The 25404-nt window shown below is 58.4% G+C and carries 26 protein-coding genes; 13 read left to right on the forward strand and 13 right to left on the reverse strand.

The genetic code is table 11. The annotated features are described in order from the left end of the window. Nucleotides 1-104 precede the first annotated feature (104 nt). Nucleotides 105-314, reverse strand: a complete 210-nt coding sequence (locus FBZ97_RS14730) for a DUF2842 domain-containing protein (RefSeq protein ID WP_069616272.1) — start codon at nt 312-314, stop codon at nt 105-107. Nucleotides 315-426: 112 nt separating this feature from the next. Between FBZ97_RS14730 and FBZ97_RS14735 the strand changes: the two genes are divergently transcribed. Next, nucleotides 427-1530, forward strand: a complete 1104-nt coding sequence (locus FBZ97_RS14735; RefSeq protein ID WP_145320461.1) for a COX15/CtaA family protein — start codon at nt 427-429, stop codon at nt 1528-1530. A 23-nt stretch (nt 1531-1553) separates the two neighbouring features. Here the strand turns inward: FBZ97_RS14735 and FBZ97_RS14740 are convergent, their stop codons facing one another. The 9 genes from FBZ97_RS14740 to FBZ97_RS14780 form a co-directional block, all read right to left on the reverse strand. After that, a complete protein-coding gene (locus FBZ97_RS14740) occupies nt 1554-2864 on the reverse strand; it encodes a DUF2778 domain-containing protein (protein ID WP_145320459.1) in 1311 nt (436 codons plus the stop codon). A 429-nt stretch (nt 2865-3293) separates the two neighbouring features. Further along, entirely contained in the window at nt 3294-4226 is a 933-nt protein-coding gene (gene argC, locus FBZ97_RS14745; protein WP_145320457.1) for an N-acetyl-gamma-glutamyl-phosphate reductase, read from the reverse strand. A 137-nt stretch (nt 4227-4363) separates the two neighbouring features. After that, nucleotides 4364-5317: an agmatinase gene (gene speB / locus FBZ97_RS14750; RefSeq protein WP_145320455.1), complete on the reverse strand. Its 954-nt coding sequence runs from the start codon at nt 5315-5317 to the stop codon at nt 4364-4366. Beyond that, complete coding sequence (locus FBZ97_RS14755) at nt 5298-5675, reverse strand: antibiotic biosynthesis monooxygenase (protein WP_145320452.1); 378 nt, start codon at nt 5673-5675, stop codon at nt 5298-5300. The genes speB and FBZ97_RS14755 overlap by 20 nt, the downstream gene beginning before the upstream one ends. A gap of 65 nt (nt 5676-5740) precedes the next feature. Beyond that, nucleotides 5741-6004, reverse strand: coding sequence for a hypothetical protein (locus FBZ97_RS14760; protein ID WP_145320450.1), 264 nt, complete (start codon nt 6002-6004; stop codon nt 5741-5743). 140 nt (nt 6005-6144) lie between these two features. Then, a complete protein-coding gene (gene rpsI / locus FBZ97_RS14765; protein WP_069616279.1) occupies nt 6145-6615 on the reverse strand; it encodes a 30S ribosomal protein S9 in 471 nt (156 codons plus the stop codon). A 2-nt stretch (nt 6616-6617) separates the two neighbouring features. Continuing rightward, nucleotides 6618-7082, reverse strand: a complete 465-nt coding sequence (gene rplM, locus FBZ97_RS14770) for a 50S ribosomal protein L13 (RefSeq protein ID WP_004122374.1) — start codon at nt 7080-7082, stop codon at nt 6618-6620. 237 nt (nt 7083-7319) lie between these two features. Continuing rightward, nucleotides 7320-8156 carry an EamA family transporter gene (locus tag FBZ97_RS14775; RefSeq protein ID WP_145320448.1) on the reverse strand — a complete coding sequence of 279 codons (837 nt, stop codon included), beginning with the start codon at nt 8154-8156 and terminating at the stop codon, nt 7320-7322. An 825-nt stretch (nt 8157-8981) separates the two neighbouring features. Then, a complete protein-coding gene (locus tag FBZ97_RS14780) occupies nt 8982-9308 on the reverse strand; it encodes a hypothetical protein (protein ID WP_113329005.1) in 327 nt (108 codons plus the stop codon). A gap of 113 nt (nt 9309-9421) precedes the next feature. Here FBZ97_RS14780 and FBZ97_RS14785 point away from each other — a divergent pair, with 113 nt between their 5' ends. Further along, nucleotides 9422-9850: a CoA-binding protein gene (locus FBZ97_RS14785; RefSeq protein WP_015339469.1), complete on the forward strand. Its 429-nt coding sequence runs from the start codon at nt 9422-9424 to the stop codon at nt 9848-9850. 167 nt (nt 9851-10017) lie between these two features. Beyond that, nucleotides 10018-11301, forward strand: a complete 1284-nt coding sequence (locus tag FBZ97_RS14790; RefSeq protein ID WP_145320446.1) for an O-acetylhomoserine aminocarboxypropyltransferase — start codon at nt 10018-10020, stop codon at nt 11299-11301. 113 nt (nt 11302-11414) lie between these two features. On the opposite strand, the gene FBZ97_RS14795 is transcribed toward FBZ97_RS14790, so the two are convergent. Continuing rightward, nucleotides 11415-11963 (reverse strand): phosphatase PAP2 family protein, encoded by a 549-nt coding sequence (locus FBZ97_RS14795; protein WP_113329003.1) that lies wholly within the window; start codon nt 11961-11963, stop codon nt 11415-11417. Nucleotides 11964-12171: 208 nt separating this feature from the next. Here FBZ97_RS14795 and FBZ97_RS14800 point away from each other — a divergent pair, with 208 nt between their 5' ends. From FBZ97_RS14800 to pstB, 5 genes are all read left to right on the forward strand, one after another. Beyond that, nucleotides 12172-12516, forward strand: a complete 345-nt coding sequence (locus FBZ97_RS14800; protein ID WP_113329002.1) for a cupin domain-containing protein — start codon at nt 12172-12174, stop codon at nt 12514-12516. Between the two features lie 263 nt (nt 12517-12779). After that, nucleotides 12780-13805, forward strand: a complete 1026-nt coding sequence (gene pstS, locus FBZ97_RS14805) for a phosphate ABC transporter substrate-binding protein PstS (protein WP_113329001.1) — start codon at nt 12780-12782, stop codon at nt 13803-13805. Between the two features lie 76 nt (nt 13806-13881). Further along, on the forward strand, nt 13882-14853 hold the full coding sequence (gene pstC / locus FBZ97_RS14810; RefSeq protein ID WP_145320442.1) for a phosphate ABC transporter permease subunit PstC: 972 nt from the start codon (nt 13882-13884) through the stop codon (nt 14851-14853). A gap of 10 nt (nt 14854-14863) precedes the next feature. After that, entirely contained in the window at nt 14864-15715 is an 852-nt protein-coding gene (gene pstA, locus FBZ97_RS14815; RefSeq protein ID WP_113328999.1) for a phosphate ABC transporter permease PstA, read from the forward strand. A gap of 29 nt (nt 15716-15744) precedes the next feature. Then, complete coding sequence (gene pstB / locus FBZ97_RS14820) at nt 15745-16581, forward strand: phosphate ABC transporter ATP-binding protein PstB (protein ID WP_095434490.1); 837 nt, start codon at nt 15745-15747, stop codon at nt 16579-16581. 140 nt (nt 16582-16721) lie between these two features. On the opposite strand, the gene FBZ97_RS14825 is transcribed toward pstB, so the two are convergent. Beyond that, nucleotides 16722-17975, reverse strand: coding sequence for a GGDEF domain-containing protein (locus FBZ97_RS14825; protein ID WP_145320440.1), 1254 nt, complete (start codon nt 17973-17975; stop codon nt 16722-16724). 403 nt (nt 17976-18378) lie between these two features. On the opposite strand from FBZ97_RS14825, the gene clpP reads away from it, so the two are divergent. From clpP to hupB, 4 genes are all read left to right on the forward strand, one after another. After that, entirely contained in the window at nt 18379-19011 is a 633-nt protein-coding gene (clpP, locus tag FBZ97_RS14830) for an ATP-dependent Clp endopeptidase proteolytic subunit ClpP (protein ID WP_015339477.1), read from the forward strand. A 298-nt stretch (nt 19012-19309) separates the two neighbouring features. Beyond that, a complete protein-coding gene (gene clpX, locus FBZ97_RS14835; RefSeq protein ID WP_047627083.1) occupies nt 19310-20587 on the forward strand; it encodes an ATP-dependent Clp protease ATP-binding subunit ClpX in 1278 nt (425 codons plus the stop codon). 416 nt (nt 20588-21003) lie between these two features. Beyond that, nucleotides 21004-23424 carry an endopeptidase La gene (gene lon / locus FBZ97_RS14840; protein ID WP_145320438.1) on the forward strand — a complete coding sequence of 807 codons (2421 nt, stop codon included), beginning with the start codon at nt 21004-21006 and terminating at the stop codon, nt 23422-23424. Between the two features lie 203 nt (nt 23425-23627). Beyond that, nucleotides 23628-23903: a DNA-binding protein HupB gene (gene hupB / locus FBZ97_RS14845; protein WP_015339480.1), complete on the forward strand. Its 276-nt coding sequence runs from the start codon at nt 23628-23630 to the stop codon at nt 23901-23903. 209 nt (nt 23904-24112) lie between these two features. Here the strand turns inward: hupB and FBZ97_RS14850 are convergent, their stop codons facing one another. Further along, on the reverse strand, nt 24113-24754 hold the full coding sequence (locus FBZ97_RS14850; protein WP_145320436.1) for a dihydrofolate reductase family protein: 642 nt from the start codon (nt 24752-24754) through the stop codon (nt 24113-24115). Nucleotides 24755-24843: 89 nt separating this feature from the next. Here FBZ97_RS14850 and FBZ97_RS14855 point away from each other — a divergent pair, with 89 nt between their 5' ends. Then, nucleotides 24844-25362 carry a helix-turn-helix domain-containing protein gene (locus tag FBZ97_RS14855; RefSeq protein ID WP_113390754.1) on the forward strand — a complete coding sequence of 173 codons (519 nt, stop codon included), beginning with the start codon at nt 24844-24846 and terminating at the stop codon, nt 25360-25362. Nucleotides 25363-25404: the final 42 nt, after the last annotated feature.

A 25404-nucleotide genomic window follows, 5' to 3' on the forward strand; every position in this document is an offset into this window, starting at 1 on the left:
GCAGTCTGGCGGGCAACGGCTTATTTTTGGCTTAAGATGGGACACTCGCGCCGGACAAGGTACGGATCAGGGTTAGCCTTGTGTAAATCGGGCCGGGACGGGCGTCATTGCGGGCGCGGCCCGGCCATCCACTTGATGATGCCCATTGCCGGCAGCACCCAGATGATGCCGCTGAAAAGGAAATAGAGGAAATGCACCCAGCCGGGTTGATCTGCAAGCGTTCGCACTGCAACGATCATGGCGACGATCGCATAGATTGCAACCAGCAGCACCAGCAGGATCATGCCAATGAATTTGCGCAGGCGAAGGGGCACGGGGTTTTCTCCTCATTATGGCAACATGCCGCGACGGCATGCCGCAAACTCCCGGGACTTGTTTTGCACGCCCCTATCGGGCAAATCAACAGCCTGATCGAAGGGAGAAGCCATGGCTGCCACTAATTTTACGACCGAACAGGCCATTTTGAAGGAAGTGGCCCGGCAGGACCGCAATCGTCGCGCTATACGAATCTGGCTCGCCTGTGTGCTTCTGGTTCTCTTCGGTCTCGTGCTGGTGGGAGGCGCCACGCGCCTCACCAATTCCGGCCTGTCGATCACACAATGGCAGCCGATCCACGGCGTCATCCCGCCGCTGAATGCGCAGGAATGGCAGGACGAATTCGATCTCTACAAGCGCATCCCGCAATTCCAGATCCTGAACAAGGATATGACGGTCGAAGAGTTCAAGAGCATCTTTTGGTGGGAGTGGGCTCATCGCCTGCTGGCCCGCACCATCGGTATCATCTTTGGCCTGCCGCTACTGTTCTTCGTGTTGACGGGCCGCGTCGAGCGCAAGCTCTGGCTGCCGCTGGCCGGCATTTTCCTACTCGGCGGCCTTCAGGGCGCGATCGGTTGGTGGATGGTCTCCTCGGGGCTCGAAGCGCGCACCGACGTCAGCCAATATCGTCTTGCGACGCATCTCGTGACGGCCTGTCTGATCTTTGCCGCCTGCATGTGGTTCATGCGCGCCCTGTCGCCGCATTCGAACGAACCGCCGCCTACACGTCATTCGGCAAAACTCGCCGGTTTGATTGCTTTTATGGCCTTGTTTCAGATCTATCTCGGCGCGCTCGTCGCCGGTCTCGATGCAGGCCTCAGCTACAATACCTGGCCACTGATGGATGGCGCCGTCATCCCGAGTGATCTTTTCATACAGTCGCCGGGCTGGATCAATTTCTTCGAGAACCCGAAGACGGTCCAGTTCGTTCACCGCCTCGGCGCCTATGTGCTCTTCGCCGTGGTTGCCATCAACATGATCATCTCGCTGCGCGCGGCGGCGCAAACGACCCATGCGCGGCGATCCGTCGTTCTCTTCGTGCTTGTGCTGATCCAGGCGATCCTCGGCATTTCGACGCTGCTGCTGCACGTGCCGCTGCATTTGGCCTTGGCACATCAGGCCGGCGCCCTGATCGTCTTCGGCTTCGCGATTGCCAATTGGCGCGGGTTCTATGGTGAACTGCCGCGCCAGACATCGATCGTCGTGAGAGATTGAGGCGCTTTGCGCCTCAAATCCTTTTACCGCGCAGAAGCGACGCTTGCCGCCGACGACATCCGCGAGACGACTTTCAACCGCTTGATTTCGCCGCGCCGGAAGGCAGCCAGGAAGCGATTGTAATCCTTGAAGACCACGCAGCCATTCGATTCGCCACGGCCGCCTCTGAGCATGTAGGTGTGAGCCAGCAGGCCGTCGCGGCCATAGACGCGAGCGCCGTTTGCGGGTGTCAGGCGCAGCGCCTGCACGCCATGGAACAGGCTTTCCCTATAGGTCAGGTTATACGTTTCAGGCGGCGTCGGGCCGGTATTCTTGCGGTCGACATAGCGGGGATTGTCGCGCATGTGGCCGAGGCCGGAATGGGCCTCGAGGCGCTCGCCGCTCGGCAGATAAACGGTTTTCGCCTCGATGTCGTAGATCGCCGTGCCTGCGCCGGGGCTGATCGCCGCAAACGGATTGATGAACGGTTTCGTCTTGCGCACGGAACTGTCATCCGGATCGGCATAGGCCGTGAGACGTGATGGTGGCTGAGCGGTTGCTTCGTCGCCCGTCGCTCTGGCGATCGCGCTTGTGGCATTGGCGCGCTGCATGGGTGTCTCGCGGGCGGGGCGGGCCACCGGAATGACGTTCAGAACGGCTTCGGCCACCGCAATGTCGGCGTCCTTGGCGGGCAACGGCTTGGCTTCCGCAACGGCGGGCAAGCTTACTGCGGGGGCTGCCGAAGCAACCGCAGCCGGCTGTCCGGTCGTCTTTAGAGGACTTGCGGCAGGTATCAGCGCGGCTGCATACTTTGCTTGGCTCAGCGATTGCACTGCAGTCGCGAAGTTTATGGCGATGACCTTGCGCAAATGGTTGATCTTCTCGGGTGAAGCCGCGGCCACTTCGATACGACCGCTCTTGATGCTCGCCGCTACATCCTGCGCCTGTTTCATTTCGGAGGTCTGCTGTGCAAGCGCATAGGCTAGTTGCAGTCGAACCGCGTCCGCACCGACACCTTTCGTTTGAACATCCGCGTCTGCGATGCTGCCGAAGCGGCTCTGTCCATGCAGCGAGGTCGTCTGGCTGGCGTAGCGGACGGGATGGACCGCGCGGCTTGGCGGAACGATGAATGCCGATGCGCGGGGCGCCAGGAAATTATCGGTCGGCGCCGCTGCGCCGGGAAGCGATAGCACCATCGATTGCGTCGTCATCAGCGTCGCCGCGATCCAAGCGAAAGCAGCGACTGCGACGCCGGTGGCCAGGGTGCCGGGACGGATGCTGAAGGATTTTTTTGATCGCGAGGCGTAGCCGGAGCGCGAATTGAAGTTACCGAACGTTTCGGTCACGAACGCCATGATACTCGTTATCCAAACTACACAGACACCAAGCCGGCTCAAGAACGCACACGCGCCCTAACGCGAGTGTCGCGTTCGGTCGCCAACTTGCCGGCTGTCTGGAAGCATGCCGAATTATGGTAACCAATTCCTTTACGATGGCTCATTCTTGGATATTCATTGAAAAAAGGGATAGTTTTAAACGTCCCGCCCATTCGGACCAGCAAAGCCGTTAAGAGCAAATTCGGCCGACAATTGGCCGCAAGCTCGACGGTTGTTCACTTTTCCGTGTAGGTTCGGCTAATTTAGAGCAACGGCAAAAATAAGGCCGCGGACGGCAGCGGAGCTGAAATTACGCAAACTGCTTTTGACATGAAAAAGCCCGGCCTGATCCATCACGATGGATAAACAGGCCAGGCCCTATCGATTTTCGATCCGCGTCAGGCTGAGCTACGCGCTCAGCATCAAGTCCATGTTCTGTACGGCTGCGCCAGATGCGCCCTTGCCGAGATTGTCGAGCAGCGCCACCAGATTGACTTGCGCTCCGCCCGGCGTGCCAAAGACGAAGAGCTTCATCGTGTCCTTGCCGGCGAGCTCGACGGCGTTGACGCGGGGCAGGGTGCGGCTCTCATCGAGCGAAACGACCTGAACGATATCCTGACCGGCATAATGCTCGACGAGCGCGGCATGAATGCTCTCCAGCGTCGCGCCTTCCGCGAGATCGCCAAGATGCAGCGGCACCTGCACGATCATGCCCTGGGGGAAGCGGCCGACGGAGGGCGAGAAGATCGGCGCGCGCTCCAGCAGGCCGTGGGTCGTCATCTCCGGCACATGCTTGTGGGTCAGCGGCAGGCCATAGAGGAAGTGCGGCGCGGTGATCGCATCCGGATGATCCGGATTTTCCATCTGGGCGATCATTTGCTTGCCGCCGCCCGTGTAGCCCGACACGGCATTGACCGTCACGGGATAGTCCGTCGGAAGGATGCCGGCGGCGCGCAGCGGCCGAATGACACCGATCGCACCTGTCGGATAGCAGCCGGGATTGGCGACGAAACGTGCTGCCTTGATCTTGCTGCCCTGGTTGCTGTCCATTTCGGCAAAGCCATAGGCCCAGTCGGGATGGATGCGGAAAGCCGTCGAGGTGTCGATAACGCGGACGTTGTTGTTGCCCGCCACCATCTTCACCGCTTCCTTCGACGCGTCGTCGGGCAGGCAGAGGATGGCGATATCGGCGCTATTCAGCATGTCCTCGCGCATGGCGGCGTTGCGGCGTTCGGCTTCGGGAATGGACAGCAGCTCGACATCGCGGCGGTCGGCCATGCGCGTGCGGATCTGCAAGCCCGTGGTTCCGTGTTCGCCATCGATGAAAATTTTCGGTGCCATCTTATTCCTGCTCTTTCAATAGGTTCAGAGTGTTTCCGGACTCAGTTTGCCATGCAGTTGATTCAATTTCATAACGGTCGTTGCTGAAGCGGCAGGACGACTTGCGAAAACCCTCGCGCCTATCCAGAAATCATGTCTCAACGACCGCTCGCACGTCGTTCGGCGTGGAGACCGAGCATATACATCGCCACGGTCGCCCCCGCAATGGCGGTGATGTCGGCGTGGTCATAGGCGGGGGAGACCTCGACGATGTCGGCACCCCGTATGTCCAGCTGATGCAGCCGCTGCAGCACCGACAGGATCTTGGCGCTGGAAGGGCCGCCCGCGACCGGCGTTCCCGTGCCCGGGGCATAGGCTGGGTCGAGGCAATCTATATCGAAGGTCAGATAGGTTGGTGCGCCTTTGGTATGAGAAATGATCATCGAAGCGATATCGCCGGCGCTCATATCTTCGATCTGATGGCCATAGAGGATCTGGATACCAAAATCCTCGGGCGCATGCGTGCGGATGCCGATCTGGATGGAGCGGTCCGGGTCGATCAGCCCGTCGCGTACGGCGCGCGCAACGAAGGAGCCGTGGTCGATACGCTTGCCGTCATCGAACCAGGTGTCCTGATGGGCGTCGAACTGCACCAGTGCCAGCGGCCCATGCTTGGCGGCATGCGCCTTCAACAACGGCCATGTGACGAAGTGATCGCCCCCTAGGGTCAGCATGAAGGCGCCGCTGTCCAGGATCGTGGCCGCCTGTCTTTCGATTGCAGCGGGTGTCTCCTGATGATTGCCGTAGTCGAGCAGGCAGTCGCCATAGTCGATGACGGCCATCTCGGCGAAAAGATCGCGATTGAACGGATATTGCGGATCATTGTCGAAGATGGCCGACGCACGGCGGATCGCCTGCGGTCCGAAACGCGTTCCCGGCCGGTTCGAGGTGGCGGCATCGAAGGGGATGCCCCAAACCACGGCATCGACACCATCAAGCGATTTCGTGAAGCGGCGGCGCATGAAGGAGAGCGCGCCGGCAAAGGTCGGGTCGCTCGCAGCCGAGGTCAGGCTTGCCGCGGTAAAGGCATGGTCAATCGATGTGCTCGGCAAGGGCCTCTCCTTTGCTCGCTTGAAAGTCGTAGGCCCGTTCTATCCTACCTATGCGAACCTTGTATTCTTCGTACCAGCGCTCGCGACCGAGTTTCTGCGCCGCCAGATGGGCGATGACGTTCTTCCAGGCAAGAATGCTCTCCTCGTCTCGCCAGAAGGAATTGGTAATGCCGAAGCCATCGGCGCCTCTCGCGCTCTCCAGCCCAAGACAGCCGTCCTGCGCCAATGCCATTTCCTCCATGCGTTCGCCCATGGCGCCATAGCCATTGTCGCCGGCTGTCCGGATCGAGGCGAAAGAGACGATGTAATAGGGCGGCTCGGGAGTAGCCGCAAAATGCGACGAAGTACTCTTGCTCATAGTGTTTCTCCGGAGAGCGGTCAAATCTCGAAATTCGGGCTGGAATCGTAAGCCAGATCCAGAGACTATTTGCCTGATCGAGCGGTGCATTGATACGCCTTTTTCACGCAGGCGATCTGCGGCGTGGAACACTCGGCCTGCCCATCGGTCACGACACAGTAGGAGCAGCTGTCGTTAAACTCGCGACAATCGGCATTTGCGTGGAGAAAATCCTTCATGCTCTGCATATCCGCCGTCGTTTCTGCAGGCGGAGCTGGCTGGGCATCGTCACACAGAACGGGTACGGCGCTCGCGATCAAAAACAGAAACGAAAAGATGAATCCACGCATTGAACTCTCCCGGTGCTTGTATCGGGACTTTGCCACAAAATGTGCCGCTTGCCTTTGCGGATCTGCATCTTTTCTCATGATGTAAAAGAAAAAGGCCGGGAAAACCCGGCCTTTCCAAAAATCCGATCTCGGATAAGCGATTAACGCTTGGAGAACTGGAACGAACGACGTGCCTTTGCGCGGCCGTACTTCTTGCGTTCGACGACGCGGCTGTCGCGGGTCAGGAAGCCACCCTTCTTCAGGACCGAGCGCAGGCCCGGCTCGAAGTAGGTGATCGCCTTGGACAGGCCGTGACGAACGGCACCGGCCTGGCCGGAGAGGCCGCCGCCGGCTACGGTTGCTACGATGTCGAACTGGCCGTCACGGGCAGCAGCGACGATCGGCTGACGGAGGATCATCTGCAGAACCGGACGGGCGAAGTAAGCCGTGTAGTCCTTGCCGTTGACGATGATCTTGCCGGAGCCGGCCTTGACCCACACGCGGGCGACGGCGTCCTTGCGCTTGCCGGTCGCGTAGGAGCGGCCGAGCGAGTCAACCTTGCGGACGTGAACCGGAGCAGCAGCTGCTTCAGACGTCGTGCCGAGGTCCTTCAGGGAGGAAAGGTCAGCCATTATCAGGCGCTCCTTACGTTCTTCTTGTTCAGCTTGGCGACGTCGAGGACGACCGGCTGCTGGGCTTCGTGGGGATGGTTGGAGCCGGCGTAGACGCGCAGGTTTTTCATCTGGCGACGGCCGAGCGGGCCGCGGGGAACCATGCGCTCGACGGCCTTCTCAACGACGCGCTCCGGGAAACGACCTTCGATGATCTGGCGAGCCGTACGCTCCTTGATGCCGCCGGCATAACCGGTGTGCCAGTAGTAAACCTTGTCTTCGTACTTCTTGCCGGTGAAAACGACCTTGTCGGCATTGATGACGATGACGTTGTCGCCGTCGTCGACGTGCGGCGTGAAGGTAGCCTTATGCTTGCCGCGCAGACGCATTGCGATGATAGAAGCGAGACGGCCAACGACAAGCCCTTCGGCGTCGATGAGAACCCACTTCTTCTCCACCTCTGCAGGCTTCTGGGAGAAGGTTGCCATGTTGCATACTCTCTTTTAGGACCCTTGGCCCGAAGGCGTCTGGGCGTTTCTTGTTGCTTGATTTGGCGCGCATGGATGCGTGCCAAAAAGAAAGCAGCCGGGAGAGGCTGCAATCTGCGGCGGCTTATAGATCGATTAAGGGCCAGGGTCAATATCGCCTGATTGGTGGGCCGCAAAAATTATAAAGTAAAATCAATATGTTGTTTATGTGGTAAAATAAAACCACACAATTTATTGTCAGCCAAGCCGCAAAACCAGTACTCCGCCAGCAATAATGGCACCGGCAATATAGCGCCAGATGCTGGACCGCTCCTTCAAAACGACGACGGATATCACCAAAGCGAAGAGGATCGAAGTCTCGCGCAAGGCGGCGACCATGGCGACCGGCGCCTTGGTCATCGCCCACAAGGCCAGCCCGTAGGAAGCGATCGAGCCGCCGCCGCCGATAAGCCCGCGCCACCAGTTGTAACGGACGTGGGCGGCGACGGCATTGATGCCGCGTTGCGATATCGCCCAGGCGAAAAGGAGAATGGGGGGAAGGAGTGCCATCCACAGAGTATAGGATACCGAATTGCCCGATATCCGCGCGCCGATGCCATCGACATAGGTATAGGTCGCGATGACAACGGCATTGGCGAGGGCGAGAACGATCGCCCGGCGGCTGCCCTTTCGGGCCTCGAAGGCAAGCGTCAATATGCCGGCACAAATGGTCATGGTGCCGATCAATGCGCCGCCCGAAAGCGTTTCCTTCAGGATGAAGCTGCTTGTCGAAACAATGATGAGCGGTGCGACACCGCGCATCAGCGGATAGACGAGCCCGATATCCCCGGCGCGATAAGCGGCTGCCACCAGCTGGAAATAGGCGAATTGAAGGATGGCCGAGGCACCGATGAACGGCCAGGTCGCTGAGGCGGGCAGGGGAAGGAACGGCAGAAGGGGCAATGCCGCGACCGCGCCGCCGGCCGAAACCAGCGCCGCATCGAGCGATTTGTCGGTTCCGGCCTTGATGATCGCATTCCACGTCGCGTGCAGCAGGGCGCCGAAAAGAACGAGCGCGATAACGTCGAGAGACACGGAAAACCTCGGAAATTGGCAGGCGTAATGGCAATGCTTGGTATTTTGTGGGAGTGCGGTCCCCATATGATCCGCAATACATCGAAAAGCAACGAAATATCGGTCATTCTGACGGCTTGCCATTTGCTCCGGTCATGTCGGGCGCTGAGAATGGTGTTTTTGTTATGTTCCAGATCGCTCTTTTCAGCATTATAAGTAACTAATTTATTGGAGTATGAAGCGCGAACAAATATCGCATGTCCTGTGAACGCGAGAGTAGCATTAGACACTTCTTACTTAAAAACGACAGAGGGCTGTGTCGCCTGCAACGCCGCGTGTTGTCGGGCGTGGGAAAATCGACGCGAAAACGCCGCGCGCAATCTCTCTTCCCCTCATGAATAGAGTGGATAATTCTACAAGAGGTGAAAAATATTACAGGTAGAGCGCGCGATGCTGCTGATGAAAATCATAATAAGAGATAAGTATAGAATCGTCGAACCAAAAATTGGCAGGGCAATATCATTGCGCGAACTCGAAAATTATTCTGTGGGAAAATAATCAAATAGCATATGTTCCGCGTTCGCATTCGGTTCTCGTTGGAATTGACTGTCTATTCGAAGTTTCTAATTTATATGCGAATAAAAAGCGAACAAAGATTGCATTTCCTGAGAACGCAACCCCGCGGCTTCAGGAAAATTTATGAAAGCGCTTTGGAGAGGGGCTTGAACACAGGCGTATAAATGCCCGCGCGCGGCCATAGGGCCCAAGATGCACCGTGCCTGGGACAATCAATGGTCGTATCGAACTCGTGAGCCGTCCGTCATATCCAGCCGTAGTCTATTGCGATCAGCGTCGGAAAATCAAATCATCGTCATCGAGGTCGGTCGTCGGCCTGCATATATAGACCGGACAGGAAGCGCGATCCTTCGTGGGGAGATAATCCTGATAGGCGTAAAAGCCCATATCGCATGCGCCGCTGTCCGCAACATAGCGATCATAGAGCGTCATGTTCGGTGTTCTTCTGGCCGGATAACGCATGATGACTGCACGCTCCCGATTGATGACCGCCCTGGCCTCGGCGCAGGTCATGGACATGGAATTATATCGCGAAATCGCCAATGCCGGCGTCGCGGCCGAAGTGACGAGCAGGCCCAGCAGGATGAAATTTTTCATCTGAGTAATCCTCCCTGAAGTTGTTATAATACAATATATATACGCGGAGACCGCCATTGCGGTTTCCATATTTGTGACAAAACGCAAGTGTGATCGAGGTGGGAGGCTTCGTGATGAACCACGATAGTTATGACGATTCCTATATAGCCGATATCCTCTTGTCCGTAAGGACCATCGCGCTCGTCGGCGCTTCGCCCAATCCCGCGCGCCCGAGCAACGGTGTGATGGCCTATCTCCTGAACAGGGGATATCGCGTCATCCCCATCAATCCCGGACAGGCCGGCAAGGAAATTCTGGGGCAATGGGTCTATGCACGCCTGGCCGACATTCCCGAGCCTGTGGATATGGTCGATGTTTTTCGGGCGCCGGAATATCTCCGATCGGTCGTGGAGGAGACGATCATGATCGAGCCGCGGCCCCCGGTCATCTGGGGCCAACTCGGCGTGCGTGACGATGCGGCTGCGGCGAGAGCGGAAGCTGCGGGGGTAAGGGTCGTCATGGACCGCTGCCCGGCTATCGAGTATCCGCGTCTGGTCGCTTGACCGAGATCATGCATGACGGCTGCATTCTGCCGTTTATCGCGCGATCTCACTGAAAGATGGCAAGTTTTTTCCGCGAGCCGAGAAGCACGGCAAAGTTCGCGGTTAACTTTCATATGCCAGGCGTTATGCTTTTCCCGTTACGAACAAGATCCGGCGGGAGGAAAAATATGCCAACCAACAACCCAGGTTTCGACACGCTTGCGATCCACGCCGGCGCGCAGCCAGACTCGGCGACAGGCGCGCGCGCGACGCCGATCTACCAGACGACCTCCTTCGTCTTTCAGGACGCCGATCATGCCGCTGCACTGTTTGGATTGCAGCAGTTCGGCAATATCTACACGCGCATCATGAACCCGACGCAGGCGGTGTTGGAAGAGCGGGTGGCGGCTCTTGAAGGCGGAACCGCGGCTCTCGCGGTGGCCTCCGGTCATGCGGCACAGCTGCTCGTTTTCCATGCCATCATGCAGCCGGGCGACAATTTTGTTGCGGCCAAGCGGCTCTATGGTGGCTCGGTCAATCAGTTCGGGCAATCCTTCAAGAATTTCGACTGGCGAGTCCGCTGGGCCGATTCCGCCGATCCTGCGACCTTCGAGGCGCAGATCGATGGCCGCACCCGCGCCGTCTTCATCGAAAGCCTTGCCAATCCCGGCGGCACCTTCGTCGATATCGCCGCGATCGCGGCCATCGCGCACAAGCATGGCCTGCCGCTGATCGTCGACAACACCCTTGCAAGCCCCTATCTCATCCGGCCGCTGGAGCATGGCGCCGATATCGTCGTGCACTCGCTGACAAAATTCCTCGGTGGCCACGGCAATTCCATGGGCGGCATCATCGTCGACGGCGGCACTTTCGACTGGTCCGCCTCGGGCAATTATCCCATGCTGTCTTCACCGCGCCCGGAATATAACGGCGTCGTTCTGCATTCGACTTTCGGCAACTTCGCTTTCGCCATTGCTTGCCGGGTGCTAGGCCTGCGCGATCTCGGGCCAGCCATCTCGCCATTCAATGCCTTTCTGATCCTGACCGGCATTGAGACGCTGCCATTGCGCATGCAGCGCCATTCCGACAATGCGGCTGCCGTTGCGCGTTGGCTGAAAGCGCAGGAAAAGGTGGCATGGGTGAACTATTCCGGCCTGGAAGACGATCCGAACCATGCCCTCCAGCAGCGTTACTCACCGAAAGGCGCGGGCTCGGTCTTCACCTTCGGACTGAAGGGTGGTTATGAAGCGGGCAAGGGGCTGGTCGAAGGCCTGGAGCTCTTTTCGCATCTTGCCAATATCGGCGATACGCGTTCGCTCGTCATCCATCCCGCCTCGACGACCCACAAACAGTTGACTGACGAGCAGAAGGTTGCCGCCGGTGCCGGCCCGGATGTCGTGCGTTTGTCGATCGGCATCGAGGACGTCAAGGACATCATCGCCGACCTGGAACAGGCGCTCGCGAAAGTCTGATGAGGTTCCTCACATAGCTTTGGCAACAGTTTTTTATTGGGTTATATTGAGTCGACCGGCGAAAAAACCTGAAAAACGGGGCGCTCGCATATATGGCCTCTTCAAATCTGACCCTATAGGATGCCGGTTACGAAGCGATCCAGCCGGGTTTCTGGACGATAGAGTGTCTTGACCAGGATCGCCGCGAAAACGGCGGTAAGCACCCCGCCCATGACGTCACCGACATAATGCGTGCCGACGTAGACTCGCGAGAAGGAGACAAGGATCGCGCCGAGTAGGAAGAAGAAGCTTCGCTCTGGCATGCGTTGAAGCGCAAATGCGGCAACGATCGCGAACGCGGCCGTCGCGTGGTCGGAGGGAAAGGACGGGTCATTGCTGCGATTTATAAGTAGCTTGGTGACTCCGACATCATACGGGCGAACGCGACTGACAAAAAACAGGATGACTTGGTTGATGCCGAGACCGATGACGAAGGTCAGGCCCGCGGCAACGAGTGCGTGTCGGGTTTCCGATCGACGTTCTCCGACCCACCATTGGACAGCGACGAGAACGATCAACAAGGGAACGCCGTAAGCCGTGATTAGGATCATCAGGCTGTCGACTGTCGGGTTTCCGGCTATGCCATTGATCCACTCTGTTATAACGACATCTAGTCCATACATGCTGGCCCCTTCTGAACTGCGATTGCGATTTCGGCCCGATTGAGATGGTCGAGCCAAATTAACGAAGCGCACTAGGGCATTGTTTTCTGACGTTTCCCTGAAAGGTGGGAGCTTGGCATGGGGCGGCAGGTCAGGATGATATGCTTTTCGGGTTCGCGTTTTATTGGGTTCGCGGAGAGCCACATAAGGCAATCGACAGGAGACATTTGTGACGACCTATCTGGCAGTGGACATCAGCGACATCGAACCGGAAACGGGCGCGCCCGCAGCTGATCGCCTCGTTTCGGGAGCCCCAATCTTTCGCACATGGAATGTTGAAGAGGCCGATGGCGGCCTTTACGTCGGCATATGGGAGGCGACGCCTGGCAAATGGAAGGTCGTCTATGACGAGTGGGAATACTTCCATATCCTCTCCGGCTACTCCGTTGTAACGTCAGACGATGGCGAGGCCTTTCATCTGCGTGCGGGCGACCGCCTTATCTTGAAGCCGGGCTTCAAGGGGACCTGGGAAGTGATTGAAACGACTCGCAAGGATTATGTGATCCGTCTTTGACGATGCTCTTGAATTAGAACATGAAGTTCGCGTTCATGCGCCCTTTGGCGCGCTTCATTTCCTGCCGTTCCGCGATGGCCGTGATGATTGCCGCAGGTTGTGTCACTGCCGCTTCATTAAACTGTCATCAAACTGAAACAATGCGTCTTTAGAGCCAAGTCTGTCGCCGGGAGATTTCAGGCGGGGAGGTTCGTTTACCATGGGGACCTCGCGCCGATCTTCTGCTCGCCATCCTTTCATTCACTTGAGGAAGTGAGTCTACTATGCTTAACCTGAAACTCCGTTCGCTTTGCCTGACTGCAGGCCTCATCGCGGCTATGTCCGCTTCGGCCTCCGCTGCCGACATCACGGGCGCCGGCTCGAGCTTCATCGCACCGGTTCTGTCCAAGTGGGCTGAAGGCTACAAGGCTGCGACGAACAATGTCGTCAACTATCAGTCGGTTGGTTCGGGCGCCGGCATCAAGCAGCTTCTCGACAAGACCATCGTATTCGGCGCTTCGGACAAGCCCATGAGCGACGCCGACCTCGAGAAGAACGGCATTGCCCAGTTCCCGATGATCTCCGGCGGCATCGTCGTTTCCTATAATGTCGAAGGCGTAAAGCCGGGCGAACTCGTTCTCGACGGCAAGACGCTGGCTGACATCTTCCTTGGCAAGATCGCCAAGTGGGACGATGCAGCCATCAAGGCTCTCAACCCTGATGTAAAGCTGCCGTCCACGCCGATCTCGGTCGTTTACCGCGCCGACAGCTCGGGCACGACCTTCAACTTCACCGACTACCTGTCGAAGGTTTCGCCGGAGTGGAAGGAAAAGGTTGGCTCGAACACGGCTGTTGAATGGCCGGTCGGTTTCGGCGCCAAGGGTTCGGAAGGCGTTTCCACGACCGTCAACCAGACGGCTGGTTCGATCTCCTACGTTGAATATTCCTACGTCGTCGCCAACCACATCGGTTTCGCGAAGATGAAGAATGCTGCCGGCAAGGTTATCGAGCCGAGCCTGGAAACCTTCAAGGCTGCCGCTTCCAACGCCGACTGGGCCAAGGCCAAGAACTTCAACCTGATCATCACCAATCAGCCGGGCGAAAAGAGCTGGCCGATTGCTGCCTCGACCTGGGTTCTGCTCTATAAGAAGCCGGCCGATGCTGCTAAGAACGAAGAGGCACTGAAGTTCTTCAAGTGGTCCTATGAGCATGGCCAGAAGGACGCGACCGCCCTGTCTTATCTCGCGGTCCCGGACAATGTTGTCGAGATCGTTGAGAAGTCTTGGAAGACGGACTTCGGCACGAAGTAATTTGTGCTAGGCGAGAAAGTTGCGGCGGGCAGGGTATTTCCCTGTCCGCCTTTCGTGACAGGATAAGGGGAAATCGATGGCTGACGCGACTCAAATGGCGGGCTTCCAGGCTGTGAATACCTCCGCCGCGACCAGAAAATTCCGAATCCAGGATCGGATTTTCTATTTGATGACGCTTGGCTCGGCTGTTCTTGTCGTGCTTCTGCTGCTGGCAATCCTCGTGGTTCTTGTCATCGATGCCTTGCCCACATTTCAGACCTTTGGCTTGTCGTTCCTCTGGGGCACCAAGTGGAGCGCGCCGGCTGATATTTATGGCGCCGTGCCCGCCATGCTCGGTACGCTTGTAAGTTCGTTCATCGCCATGCTGATTGCCGTTCCCCTCGGCATCGGCATCGCCATATTCCTGACGGAACTTTGCCCCGGCAGCCTGCGCCGTCCAATCAGTACGGCCATCGAGCTTCTGGCAGGCGTTCCCTCCATTATCTACGGCATCGTCGGCCTGTTCATTCTCGTGCCGCTCATGCAGAACTATATATTGCCATTCCTTATCTCTACGGTCGGCCAGGTGCCGGTGATCGGTCTGCTGTTCCAGCCGCCGGCCCCGGGCGTCGGCCTGCTGACGGCAAGCCTCGTGCTCGCCGTCATGATCCTGCCGTTCATCACCGCAATCTCCCGCGACGTGTTCAGCACCGTGCCGCCGATGCTGCGCGAATCCGCCTACGGCATGGGCATGACGACATGGGAAGTGGCCCGCCACATCCTGATCCCTTATACACGCCGTGGCCTCGTCGGAGGCATCATGCTTGGCCTTGGCCGCGCGCTTGGCGAAACCATGGCTGTGACCTTCGTCGTCGGCTCGGTAAGCCGTCTGCAATCGTCGATCATTTCGCCGTCCACGACCATTTCCGCCCAGATCGCGAACAACTTCGGCGATGCCGACGGTCTGCAATTGTCGAGTCTGATCGCGCTCGGCCTGCTCCTGTTCGTCCTTTCCTTCTGCGTGCTTGCAGTGGCGAGATGGATGATCGGCCGCGGCGACTCGCTCTGAGGAAGAAACCATGGAAAATGCAGTTCGTCAGAATCTCGTGTCGAGGCGTTATACGAAGAACAAGGTGATGATGGCCCTGTCCTTCCTCGCGGCCATTCTCGGCATATTCTTTCTCAGCGTGATCCTTGTCAGCCTGGTTTATCGTGGCGTATCGGCGCTCAGCCTCGACGTGTTCACCATGTCGATCCCGGCCCAGGGCTCGCGCGGCGGTCTGATCAACGCGATCTACGGCACGGTGCTGGTCACCGGCTGCGCCATCCTGATCGCAGCGCCGATCGGCATTCTAGCCGGCACCTACCTGGTGGAATATGCCAACGGGACCAAGCTTGCCGAGGTCGCCAAATTCATCAACGACATTCTGCTGTCCGCACCCTCGATCATCGTCGGCGTGTTCGTCTACGGCGCCGTGGTCGTGCCCATGCACGGCAATTCTGCCATCGCGGGCATCCTAGCGCTGGCGCTGATCGCCCTTCCGGTTGTCAACCGAACGACGCAGGATATGCTGTTGCTGGTGCCGAATGCGCTTCGCGAGGCGACTGCCGCGCTCGGTGCGCCGCGCTGGAAGTCCATGATGATGGTGATCTACCGTTCCGCCTGGACCGGTATTCTCACCGGCATTCTGCTGGCCATCGCCCGCATCAGCGGCGAAACCGCACCGCTTCTCTTCACTGCCGGCTATAGCAAATTCATGAATACGGGCCTGACCGGTCCGATCGCCACGCTGCCGGTTGCCATCAACACGCTTGCCGCCGATGCTGGCGAGGATCTCAAACAACTGGCCTGGGCCGGTGCGCTGATCATCACCGTCGCCATCCTTGCCCTGAACATCCTTGCCCGTGTCTTGAGTGGGCGCCGTCAATGACGCAGCCGTCGAACGATAGGAATGAGACCATGAACATGAGCGACAGCAAATTTCAGAGCGTCAACGCACAACAGGGGAAGGACGCCGCTTCCCAGTCGGATCTCGGTGCGCTCGCGAAGCTCGAGGTGAAGAACCTCGATTTCACCTATCAGAACGGCCATCGCGTTCTGAAGAGTGTGAATATGAATATCCGCAAGAACGCGGTCACCGCCTTCATCGGCCCTTCGGGTTGCGGCAAGTCCACGCTGCTGCGCACCTTCAACCGCATGTATGATCTTTACCCCGGTCAGACCGTGGCTGGCGAAATTCTGCTGGATGGCCGCAACATCCTCACCAAGGACGTCGATCTCAACGATCTGCGCGCCAAGGTCGGCATGGTGTTCCAGAAGCCGACGCCGTTCCCGATGTCCATCTACGAGAACGTCGCTTTCGGCATCCGCCTCTATGAGAAGATCTCCAAGGCGGAAATGGACGCCCGCGTCGAGGCGGCGCTGACGGAAACGGCACTGTGGAGCGAAGTCAAGGACAAGCTGCACCAGAGCGGACTTGGCCTTTCCGGTGGCCAGCAGCAGCGCCTCTGTATTGCCCGCGCCATCGCCATTCGTCCCGAAGTCCTCCTGCTCGACGAGCCCACCTCGGCTCTTGACCCGATCTCGACCGCCAAGGTCGAGGAACTGGTGTCGCAGCTGAAGGGCGATTTCACCATCGTCATCGTCACGCACAATATGCAGCAGGCAAGCCGTATCTCCGACAGCACCGCCTTCATGTATCTGGGCGAGCTGATCGAATACGGCGCGACCGAACAGATCTTCCAGGCGCCGAAGGTCAAGCGCACGGAAGACTATATCACCGGTCGTTACGGCTGATACGGCTGGACATTGCCGCACAATTTGCGGAGGCGCGCCGTTCAGGCGCGTCTTTTGCGTTTGAGAATGGCGGCCTTGTTCGGCACTCGCACAATTTGGTCAAGAGAAAGCCTATAGGATGGGTGTGCCGAATGAGCCGATCACATCCTCGCGAGCGTGCCCATGCGCCGCAAGGCGTGGATCTGGTCGTCGAGCGTCGGCACCAGCTCGCCTTCATCCGCTGCGGTCGCCGCGTCAGGCTCCCTCGCAGTCTCCATTTCATTGAAGACGATAGTGCAGTTGCGGCCTGCGCGTTTGGCGGCGTAAAGTGCACGGTCAGCAAAAGAGACCAGCCCGTCCCAGCTGACGGTATCGTGGGGCATGATCGAGACGCCGATGCTGACGGTTGCCGGCACCAGCGAGCGACCAGCAAGCAGCGGCACGCGGCAGAAATCGGCGCGGATGGTTTCCGCCAGCGCTTCGGCCTGCGATTGCTCGTCTATCGGAACGAAGGCGACGAATTCCTCTCCGCCCATTCTGCCGAATGCGCCAATGCGAGGCACGAACTGACGCGCGATGCGGGCAAACTCGACCAGAACCGCATCGCCTGCCTGGTGGCCATGGCGGTCGTTGATCTTCTTGAAATGGTCGAGATCGAATAACAGGGCGGCAAGCTTTTGCGGTTGTTGCTGCCCCTTGCCGACGAGAATCTCGTAGCTTTCCTGAAGCCCGCGCCGGTTCAGAACTCCCGTCAAAGTATCGGTGATGGATATTGCCCGCCAACGGCGCTCGGCGCGTTCCATGAGAAGCTTGCCATTGAGAACGATGGCGATGATGATGAGCAGCCCGTAGCCAAGCGCCATGTAGCCACGATAGATCATGGCCTCATCCAGCGAAGGGGCAGCAAGCACCATCCAGAGAGCCGAACCGAAACAGAAGCAGGCGAGCGCCACGAAGACGATGCCGAGTTGTCCGCGTGCCGGCTCCCGTCGGCCGTCTCCGGGATGCACAGCGAAGGCAAGCAAGGTCGCGCCGACTGCGCCGGCTAGGTCATAGACGACGACGCGATTAGCGATATTGCCGGTGACCCAGGGAAGGCTGACGCCGACGATCCAGATGGCTGGCGGCAGGAATGCCGACCATTCCAGCTTGCGCTTGTCCATCACGCGAAATCCGACGATCCACGCGCTCTCGCCGAGCAGGGCCACGGCATTGCCGATCTGGATCGACCAAATGTCGGGAATGAGGCCTCGGGCAGCCACCAAGGCGAATCCCACAGCACTGACCGTGAAGCCGAGTGCCCAGATCAAATAGGCTGGGGATTTGCGATCATGCCTCCAGGCAAGAAGGAGAACGGTCGCCAGGGTTATGGCTTCCGAGCACCAGATGGTGAGGCCTGTGGTCATATTCAGCACGATCGGACGTCTCCGCTTTTTGGGGGCCGTCGGCGCAAGCGGCACGACGATCTCTGCGATCGTTTCATCCTTGCCCAATAAGATGGCAAGTTCCTTAAATGAGTTGGTAAATTTTGCCTGTGGTGGAGATCTCCGCCCGACGGGTACAGACCTTCATGCTTCCTTCACCTTGCGACCGCGAATTGTAGTGGGTAGCGGATGGTCCGTCGCTACGGCACCTTGGAATTCGAGGAGCCGTGGTTAGAAATGCTTTGTGAACGCTTCGTGGGGCATTCGTGCTTTTTGACGTTATGCTTACGGGCGTCTTGAAGTGCAGGGCAGGGACACTCTATGTAGGAGTAAAGGATTTTTACTCCGATTCCCGGCGTCTCCGTCGCCGGGGCAAGTTTGATAAAGGACGCACATGAGAAATCCAGTCGATACAGCTATGGCTCTGGTGCCGATGGTTGTCGAGCAGACCAACCGCGGGGAGCGGTCTTACGATATCTATTCCCGCCTGCTGAAGGAACGCATCATTTTCCTGACCGGACCGGTCGAAGACCATATGGCGACGCTGGTGTGCGCACAGCTTCTCTTCCTCGAGGCCGAAAACCCGAAGAAGGAAATCGCGCTCTATATTAATTCGCCGGGCGGCGTCGTGACCGCCGGCATGGCGATCTACGATACGATGCAGTTCATCAAGCCGGCCGTTTCGACGCTCTGCATCGGCCAGGCTGCCTCGATGGGATCGCTGCTTCTGGCCGCCGGCGACAAGGACATGCGTTTCGCAACGCCGAATTCCCGTATCATGGTTCATCAGCCCTCGGGCGGCTTCCAGGGCCAAGCTTCGGACATCGAGCGCCACGCGCGCGACATCATCAAGATGAAGCGCCGTCTCAATGAAGTTTACGTCAAGCATTGCGGCCGGACCTATGAAGAGGTCGAGCAGACGCTCGATCGTGACCATTTCATGTCTTCGGATGAGGCCAAGGAATGGGGTCTGATCGACAAGGTGCTGACGTCGCGTACTGAAATAGAAGGTGAAACCGCCTCGTGATTATCCACTAGGCGGTGACTTCTACGCCACAGTTCTATCCCATTTGTGATCGAATAGGGGTTTAATGTGGAGCGGAACGCGGTAATAGTACGCATTAATGCTATGTAGCGTTTTTGTGACATAGCATTCGGCATTCGAAGGGGGATTCGTTGCCACGCAGTTCCGGTTTGGTTGCCTGGCCTGCGTTCAGTACCCTGAAGGGCGCCGCGATCTGCAAACGAGGGGCAGGTCCGGCGGGCGCATAGAGTGGACCGCGATTTCAATTTGGAAATTTGCGGCGTGCTGGAAGGAAAGTGATATGAGCAAAGTCAGCGGCAGCAACGGCGGCGACTCAAAGAACACGCTTTATTGTTCGTTCTGCGGTAAGAGCCAGCATGAAGTCCGGAAGTTGATTGCCGGACCGACCGTATTCATCTGCGACGAGTGCGTCGAGCTATGCATGGACATCATCCGCGAGGAAAACAAATCCTCGATGGTGAAGTCTCGTGACGGTGTTCCGACCCCGCAGGACATCATTAAGGTTCTTGACGAATACGTCATCGGCCAGCGGCAGGCGAAGAAGATCCTCTCCGTGGCCGTTCACAACCATTACAAGCGGCTCGCTCACGCATCGAAGAACGGTGACGTTGAGCTGGCGAAGTCGAACATCATGCTCGTCGGCCCCACCGGCTGCGGCAAGACCTATCTTGCCCAGACGCTCGCCCGCATCATCGACGTTCCCTTCACCATGGCCGATGCGACGACGCTGACCGAAGCAGGTTACGTCGGCGAAGACGTCGAAAACATCATCCTCAAGCTGCTGCAGGCCGCCGACTACAACGTCGAGCGCGCACAGCGCGGTATCGTCTACATCGACGAAGTCGACAAGATTTCCCGCAAGTCGGACAATCCGTCGATCACGCGCGACGTCTCGGGCGAGGGCGTGCAGCAGGCGCTCCTGAAGATCATGGAAGGCACGGTGGCTTCGGTTCCCCCGCAAGGCGGCCGCAAGCATCCCCAGCAGGAATTCCTGCAGGTGGACACGACCAACATCCTCTTCATCTGCGGCGGCGCGTTTGCCGGCCTCGACAAGATCATCTCTGCCCGCGGCGAGAAGACCTCGATCGGCTTCGGTGCGACCGTCAAGGCGCCGGATGACCGCCGCGTCGGTGAAGTGCTGCGCGAGCTGGAGCCGGAAGATCTGGTGAAGTTCGGGCTCATCCCGGAATTCATTGGCCGTCTGCCCGTTCTGGCGACGCTGGAGGACCTCGACGAGGATGCGCTGATCCAGATCCTGTCCGAGCCGAAGAACGCGCTGGTGAAGCAATATCAGCGCCTGTTCGAGATGGAAGACGTCGAACTGACCTTCCACGAGGATGCTCTGCGCGAAATCGCCCGTAAGGCGATCGTCCGCAAGACGGGCGCCCGCGGTCTGCGCTCCATCATGGAGAAGATCCTCCTCGACACCATGTTCGAGCTGCCGGCCCTGGAAGGCGTGCGCGAAGTGGTCATTTCCGAGGAAGTGGTTCGCGGCTCCGCCCGTCCGCTCTACATCTATGCCGACCGGCAGGAGGAAAAGGCCAACGCAACGGCCTGATCCGTCATCCGTGATCACGAATCGGGGGCTCGTCATCGACGGGCCCCTTTCTGTTTGAAAAATCGCACGGTTTGCTGATAAAGTCTTGGATAAGCTTATGGGAATGCCGTCGAAACCGGTTGTGAAGAGCCCCTGCTGCGGCCATGATGGCATGATTCTGGAGCATGAGGCGGATGGGGCGCAGGCCCGGCGTTTCTTCGGATCTTAGCGTCGCCGGCAGTGTTCGAGTTGTCGGGCTTTGGTGTTTTGTTGTTGCGTTCCTTCTTGCAGACATGCGGGATCGTTGCCTCGTGGCGGGCGTTCCTGTGACTTGAAATAGGCAGTGTGAAGCTCCACTTGTTTACCAAGTGAGAGAGCCGGCTAACTCCCCCCAGCCGGCAGAGAGCCCGGGAACGGGACGACGGAAAGGAAATGACATGAGTAAGAAAACGTCTGCGACACACGACAGCATTGCCTATCCGGTATTGCCGTTGCGCGACATCGTGGTCTTCCCCCACATGATCGTGCCTCTGTTCGTCGGACGGGAGAAATCCATTCGCGCGCTGGAAGAGGTCATGGGTTCGGACAAGCAGATCATGCTCGTCACCCAGATCAATGCCAGCGATGATGATCCCGCGCCGGATGCCATCCACAAGGTCGGCACCGTTGCAAATGTTCTGCAGCTGCTGAAACTGCCCGACGGCACCGTCAAGGTGCTGGTGGAAGGCCGTGCGCGTGCTGAGATCGACGAATATACCGGCCGTGAAGACTTCTACGAAGCCCTTGGCCATGTCCTGCATGAGCCGGAAGAAGACCAGGTTGAGCTCGAAGCTTTGAGCCGCTCGGTCGTTTCCGAATTCGAGAGCTATGTGAAGCTCAACAAGAAGATTTCGCCGGAAGTGGTCGGCGCAGCCAGCCAGATCGACGATTATTCGAAGCTGGCTGACACCGTCGCATCGCATCTTTCGATCAAGATCACCGAAAAGCAGGAAATGCTGGAAACCACCAGCGTCAAGGCTCGTCTGGAAAAGGCGCTCGGCTTCATGGAAGGCGAGATTTCGGTTCTGCAGGTCGAGAAGCGCATCCGCTCGCGCGTCAAGCGCCAGATGGAGAAGACGCAGCGCGAATACTATCTGAACGAGCAGATGAAGGCGATCCAGAAGGAACTCGGTGACGGCGAGGAAGGCCGCGACGAGATGGCCGAACTGGAAGAGCGCATCTCCAAGACCAAGCTGTCGAAGGAAGCCAAGGAAAAGGCCGATGCCGAGCTGAAGAAGCTCCGGCAGATGAGCCCGATGTCGGCTGAAGCGACCGTGGTGCGCAATTATCTCGATTGGCTGCTGGGCATCCCCTGGCACAAGAAGTCGAAGATCAAGGCCGACCTGAACAATGCCGAGAAGATCCTCGAAGCGGACCATTTCGGTCTGGACAAGGTCAAGGAGCGCATCGTCGAATATCTGGCCGTCCAGGCCCGCGCGACGAAGATCAAAGGCCCGATCCTGTGCCTCGTCGGCCCTCCGGGCGTCGGCAAGACCTCGCTCGCCCAGTCGATCGCCAAGGCGACCGGCCGTGAGTATGTCCGCATGGCGCTTGGCGGCGTTCGTGACGAAGCCGAGATCCGCGGTCACCGCCGCACCTATATCGGCTCGATGCCCGGCAAGGTCATCCAGTCGATGAAGAAGGCGAAGAAGTCCAACCCGCTCTTCTTGCTCGATGAGATCGACAAGCTCGGCCAGGACTATCGCGGCGATCCGTCTTCGGCTCTGCTTGAGGTGCTGGACCCTGCACAGAACTCGACCTTCATGGATCATTACCTCGAAGTCGAATACGACCTGTCGGACGTGATGTTCATCACGACAGCGAATACTTTGAATATCCCTGCGCCCCTGATGGACCGCATGGAGATCATCCGTATCGCCGGCTACACCGAAGACGAGAAGCGCGAAATCGCCAAGCGGCACCTGCTGCCGAAGGCCATCAAGGAACATGCGTTGCAACCGAACGAGTTTTCGGTCACCGACGGCGCCCTGATGGTCATCATCCAGCAGTACACCCGCGAAGCTGGCGTGCGTAACTTCGAGCGCGAATTGATGAAGCTCGCCCGCAAGGCGGTCACCGAGATCATCAAGGGCAAGGTGAAGTCGGTTGCCGTCACGGCTGAGAATGTCCCGGACTACCTCGGCGTGCCACGCTTCCGCCATGGCGAAGCCGAGCGCGACGATCAGGTCGGTGTTGTCACCGGTCTCGCCTGGACCGAAGTCGGCGGTGAGCTGCTGACGATCGAAGGCGTGATGATGCCGGGCAAGGGCCGCATGACGGTCACTGGCAACCTGAAGGAAGTCATGAAGGAATCGATCTCGGCGGCGGCCTCTTACGTCCGCTCGCGCGCTGTCGATTTCGGAATCGAGCCGCCGCGCTTCGACAAGAGCGACATCCACGTGCACCTACCGGAAGGTGCGACGCCGAAGGATGGTCCGTCGGCCGGTGTCGCCATGGCAACCGCGATCGTCTCGATCATGACCGGCATTCCGGTCTCGAAGGACGTCGCCATGACGGGTGAAATCACGTTGCGCGGCCGTGTGCTGCCGATCGGCGGCCTGAAGGAAAAGCTGCTCGCAGCACTGCGCGGCGGCATCAAGAAGGTGCTGATCCCGGAAGAAAACGCCAAGGATCTGGCGGAGATTCCGGACAACGTGAAGAACAGCATGGAAATCATCCCCGTGTCGCGCATGGGCGAGGTGATCAAGCACGCGCTTATTCGCCGTCCCGAACCGATCGAGTGGGATGGCACCGTGGAAACGCCTGTGATCGCAACGGTCGAAGGCGTCGACGAAGTAGGTTCTGCCATCGCTCATTGAGCCCCTTCGCCTCAATTCTGTCGAATTGACGTAAATGGACGAAAAGACCGGCATTTTTGCCGGTCTTTTTTTGTGAAAAGCGCATGGCAACGCTTGCTTTTCCTTGATTTGCAGGGCTTTTGGGGTTGCGGCGGGTAAGAGCATTGCTATTTTGCGCCCCGCTTACTGATAAGTCGTTTCATACCAGAGAAAGGGGTGGAAACATGAACAAGAATGAGCTCGTGTCCGCAGTGGCCGAGAAGGCCGGTATCACGAAGGCTGACGCTGCTTCCGCTGTCGACGCTGTTTTCGATACTGTCCAGGCCGAACTGAAGAAGGGCGGCGACATTCGCCTTGCTGGCTTCGGCAGCTTCACCGTTTCTCACCGTGCAGCCACCAAGGGCCGTAACCCGTCCACCGGCGCCGAGGTCGATATTCCTGCCCGTAACGTACCGAAGTTCACGCCCGGCAAGGGCCTGAAGGACTCGGTCAACAGCTAATTCGTTTTCACCCGCTGCGAGGCTTTAGCCTTGCGGGTGGACAAGATTGGGGCCCGCAAAAGCGGGCCCTTTTTATGGTCTCATGCAGCATTACGCGCTGAAAGTTCAATGCCGGGCCGGGTGAGCGATCGACAGGAGATGCGAACATTCGCAACGCCGTCAAAGCGGATGGCTTCAGTGCGCGTGGATGACCAACGATATGATGGCCGTCATTTCTTCAGGACGATGTGCGTGGCTTTCGCCGTCGCCTCATGGGCGGCAACCTGAAAGCCAAGCGAAGGCAGGTCGATGCCGGCAAACATTGCCTCTCCCCTCCCGAGCACGACCGGTGAAATGGCATAGTGTATCTCATCGACTAAGCCAGCCTGGAGATATTGCCGCACCGTGCTGACACCGCCGCCGATCTTGATATCCTTGCCTCCGGCCGCGGCCTTGGCCTGCATGAGCGCGTCCTCGATTCCGCCCGTGACAAAATAAAAGGTCGTACCGCCTTCCATGACGATCGGCTTGCGAGGATAATGCGTCAGGATGTAGGTCGGCGCGTGATAGGGCGGATTGTCGCCCCACCAGCCTTTCCAGTTTTCATCGGGCCATTCGTCGCGAATGGGGCCGAACATATTGCGGCCGAGGATGAAGGCTCCAAAACCGGTATTCGCCAATGCTGCATATTTCGCATCGGCACCTTCGGTTTCACCCTCTTTGCCGAACATCGCTTGGAATGTCTGGGTCGGGAAAAACCACTCGAACAATTCCGGCCCGCGCTTGCCCAAGGGGTCATTCAGGCTTTGCTCCAGTCCAGCCCCGAAGCCATCGATCGAGAGCGAGAATCCTGCGACACGAACTTTCGACATGCTGTCCTCCATCCAATTGCAATTTGCAACTGGTTGTGTGGTAGCATGGCTCGTCCTACATTGCAATCGATTCACCGAAGGAAGCGAATATGGATATCGAGCGGCGGTCGGGATGCCCGATCAACCTGACAATGGAGGTGTTGGGGGATCGCTGGAGTCTGGTCGTCATTCGGGACATCATGTTCGGCAATCGGCGGCATTTTCGCGAACTGCTCAATCGGTCCGAGGAGGGGATTGCCTCCAACATACTCGCCGCGCGTCTGAAGCGTCTTGTTTCACTCGGCTTGATCACCAAGTTGGACGATCCCAGCCACAGTCAGAAGGCGATTTACAGTCTGACGGAACCGGCGATTCAGCTCGTGCCGATGATTGCCATGATCGGCGCCTGGGGTAGGCGGCATCTGCCCGTCAGTGAAGACCTGAGCATCCGCGCCGAACTTCTTGAGAAAGGCGGACCCGCCCTTTGGGATGACTTCATGAACGATCTTAGAAATATTCACATTGCGGACCCGATCGGCGGAGCAAATGGGAGTGTCACATCGCCCGTCTTGATAGGTCTTACAAACGCCTTTCTCGAGGTCCGCGCAAAAATGGAGCGCAAAGAGTGAAATCATTTTGCGCCGATAACGGTGGAATGCTCCGCTTCGGCG

This window comes from Rhizobium sp. ERR 942 (assembly GCF_007828395.1).
GTDB classification, from domain to species: domain Bacteria; phylum Pseudomonadota; class Alphaproteobacteria; order Rhizobiales; family Rhizobiaceae; genus Rhizobium; species Rhizobium dioscoreae.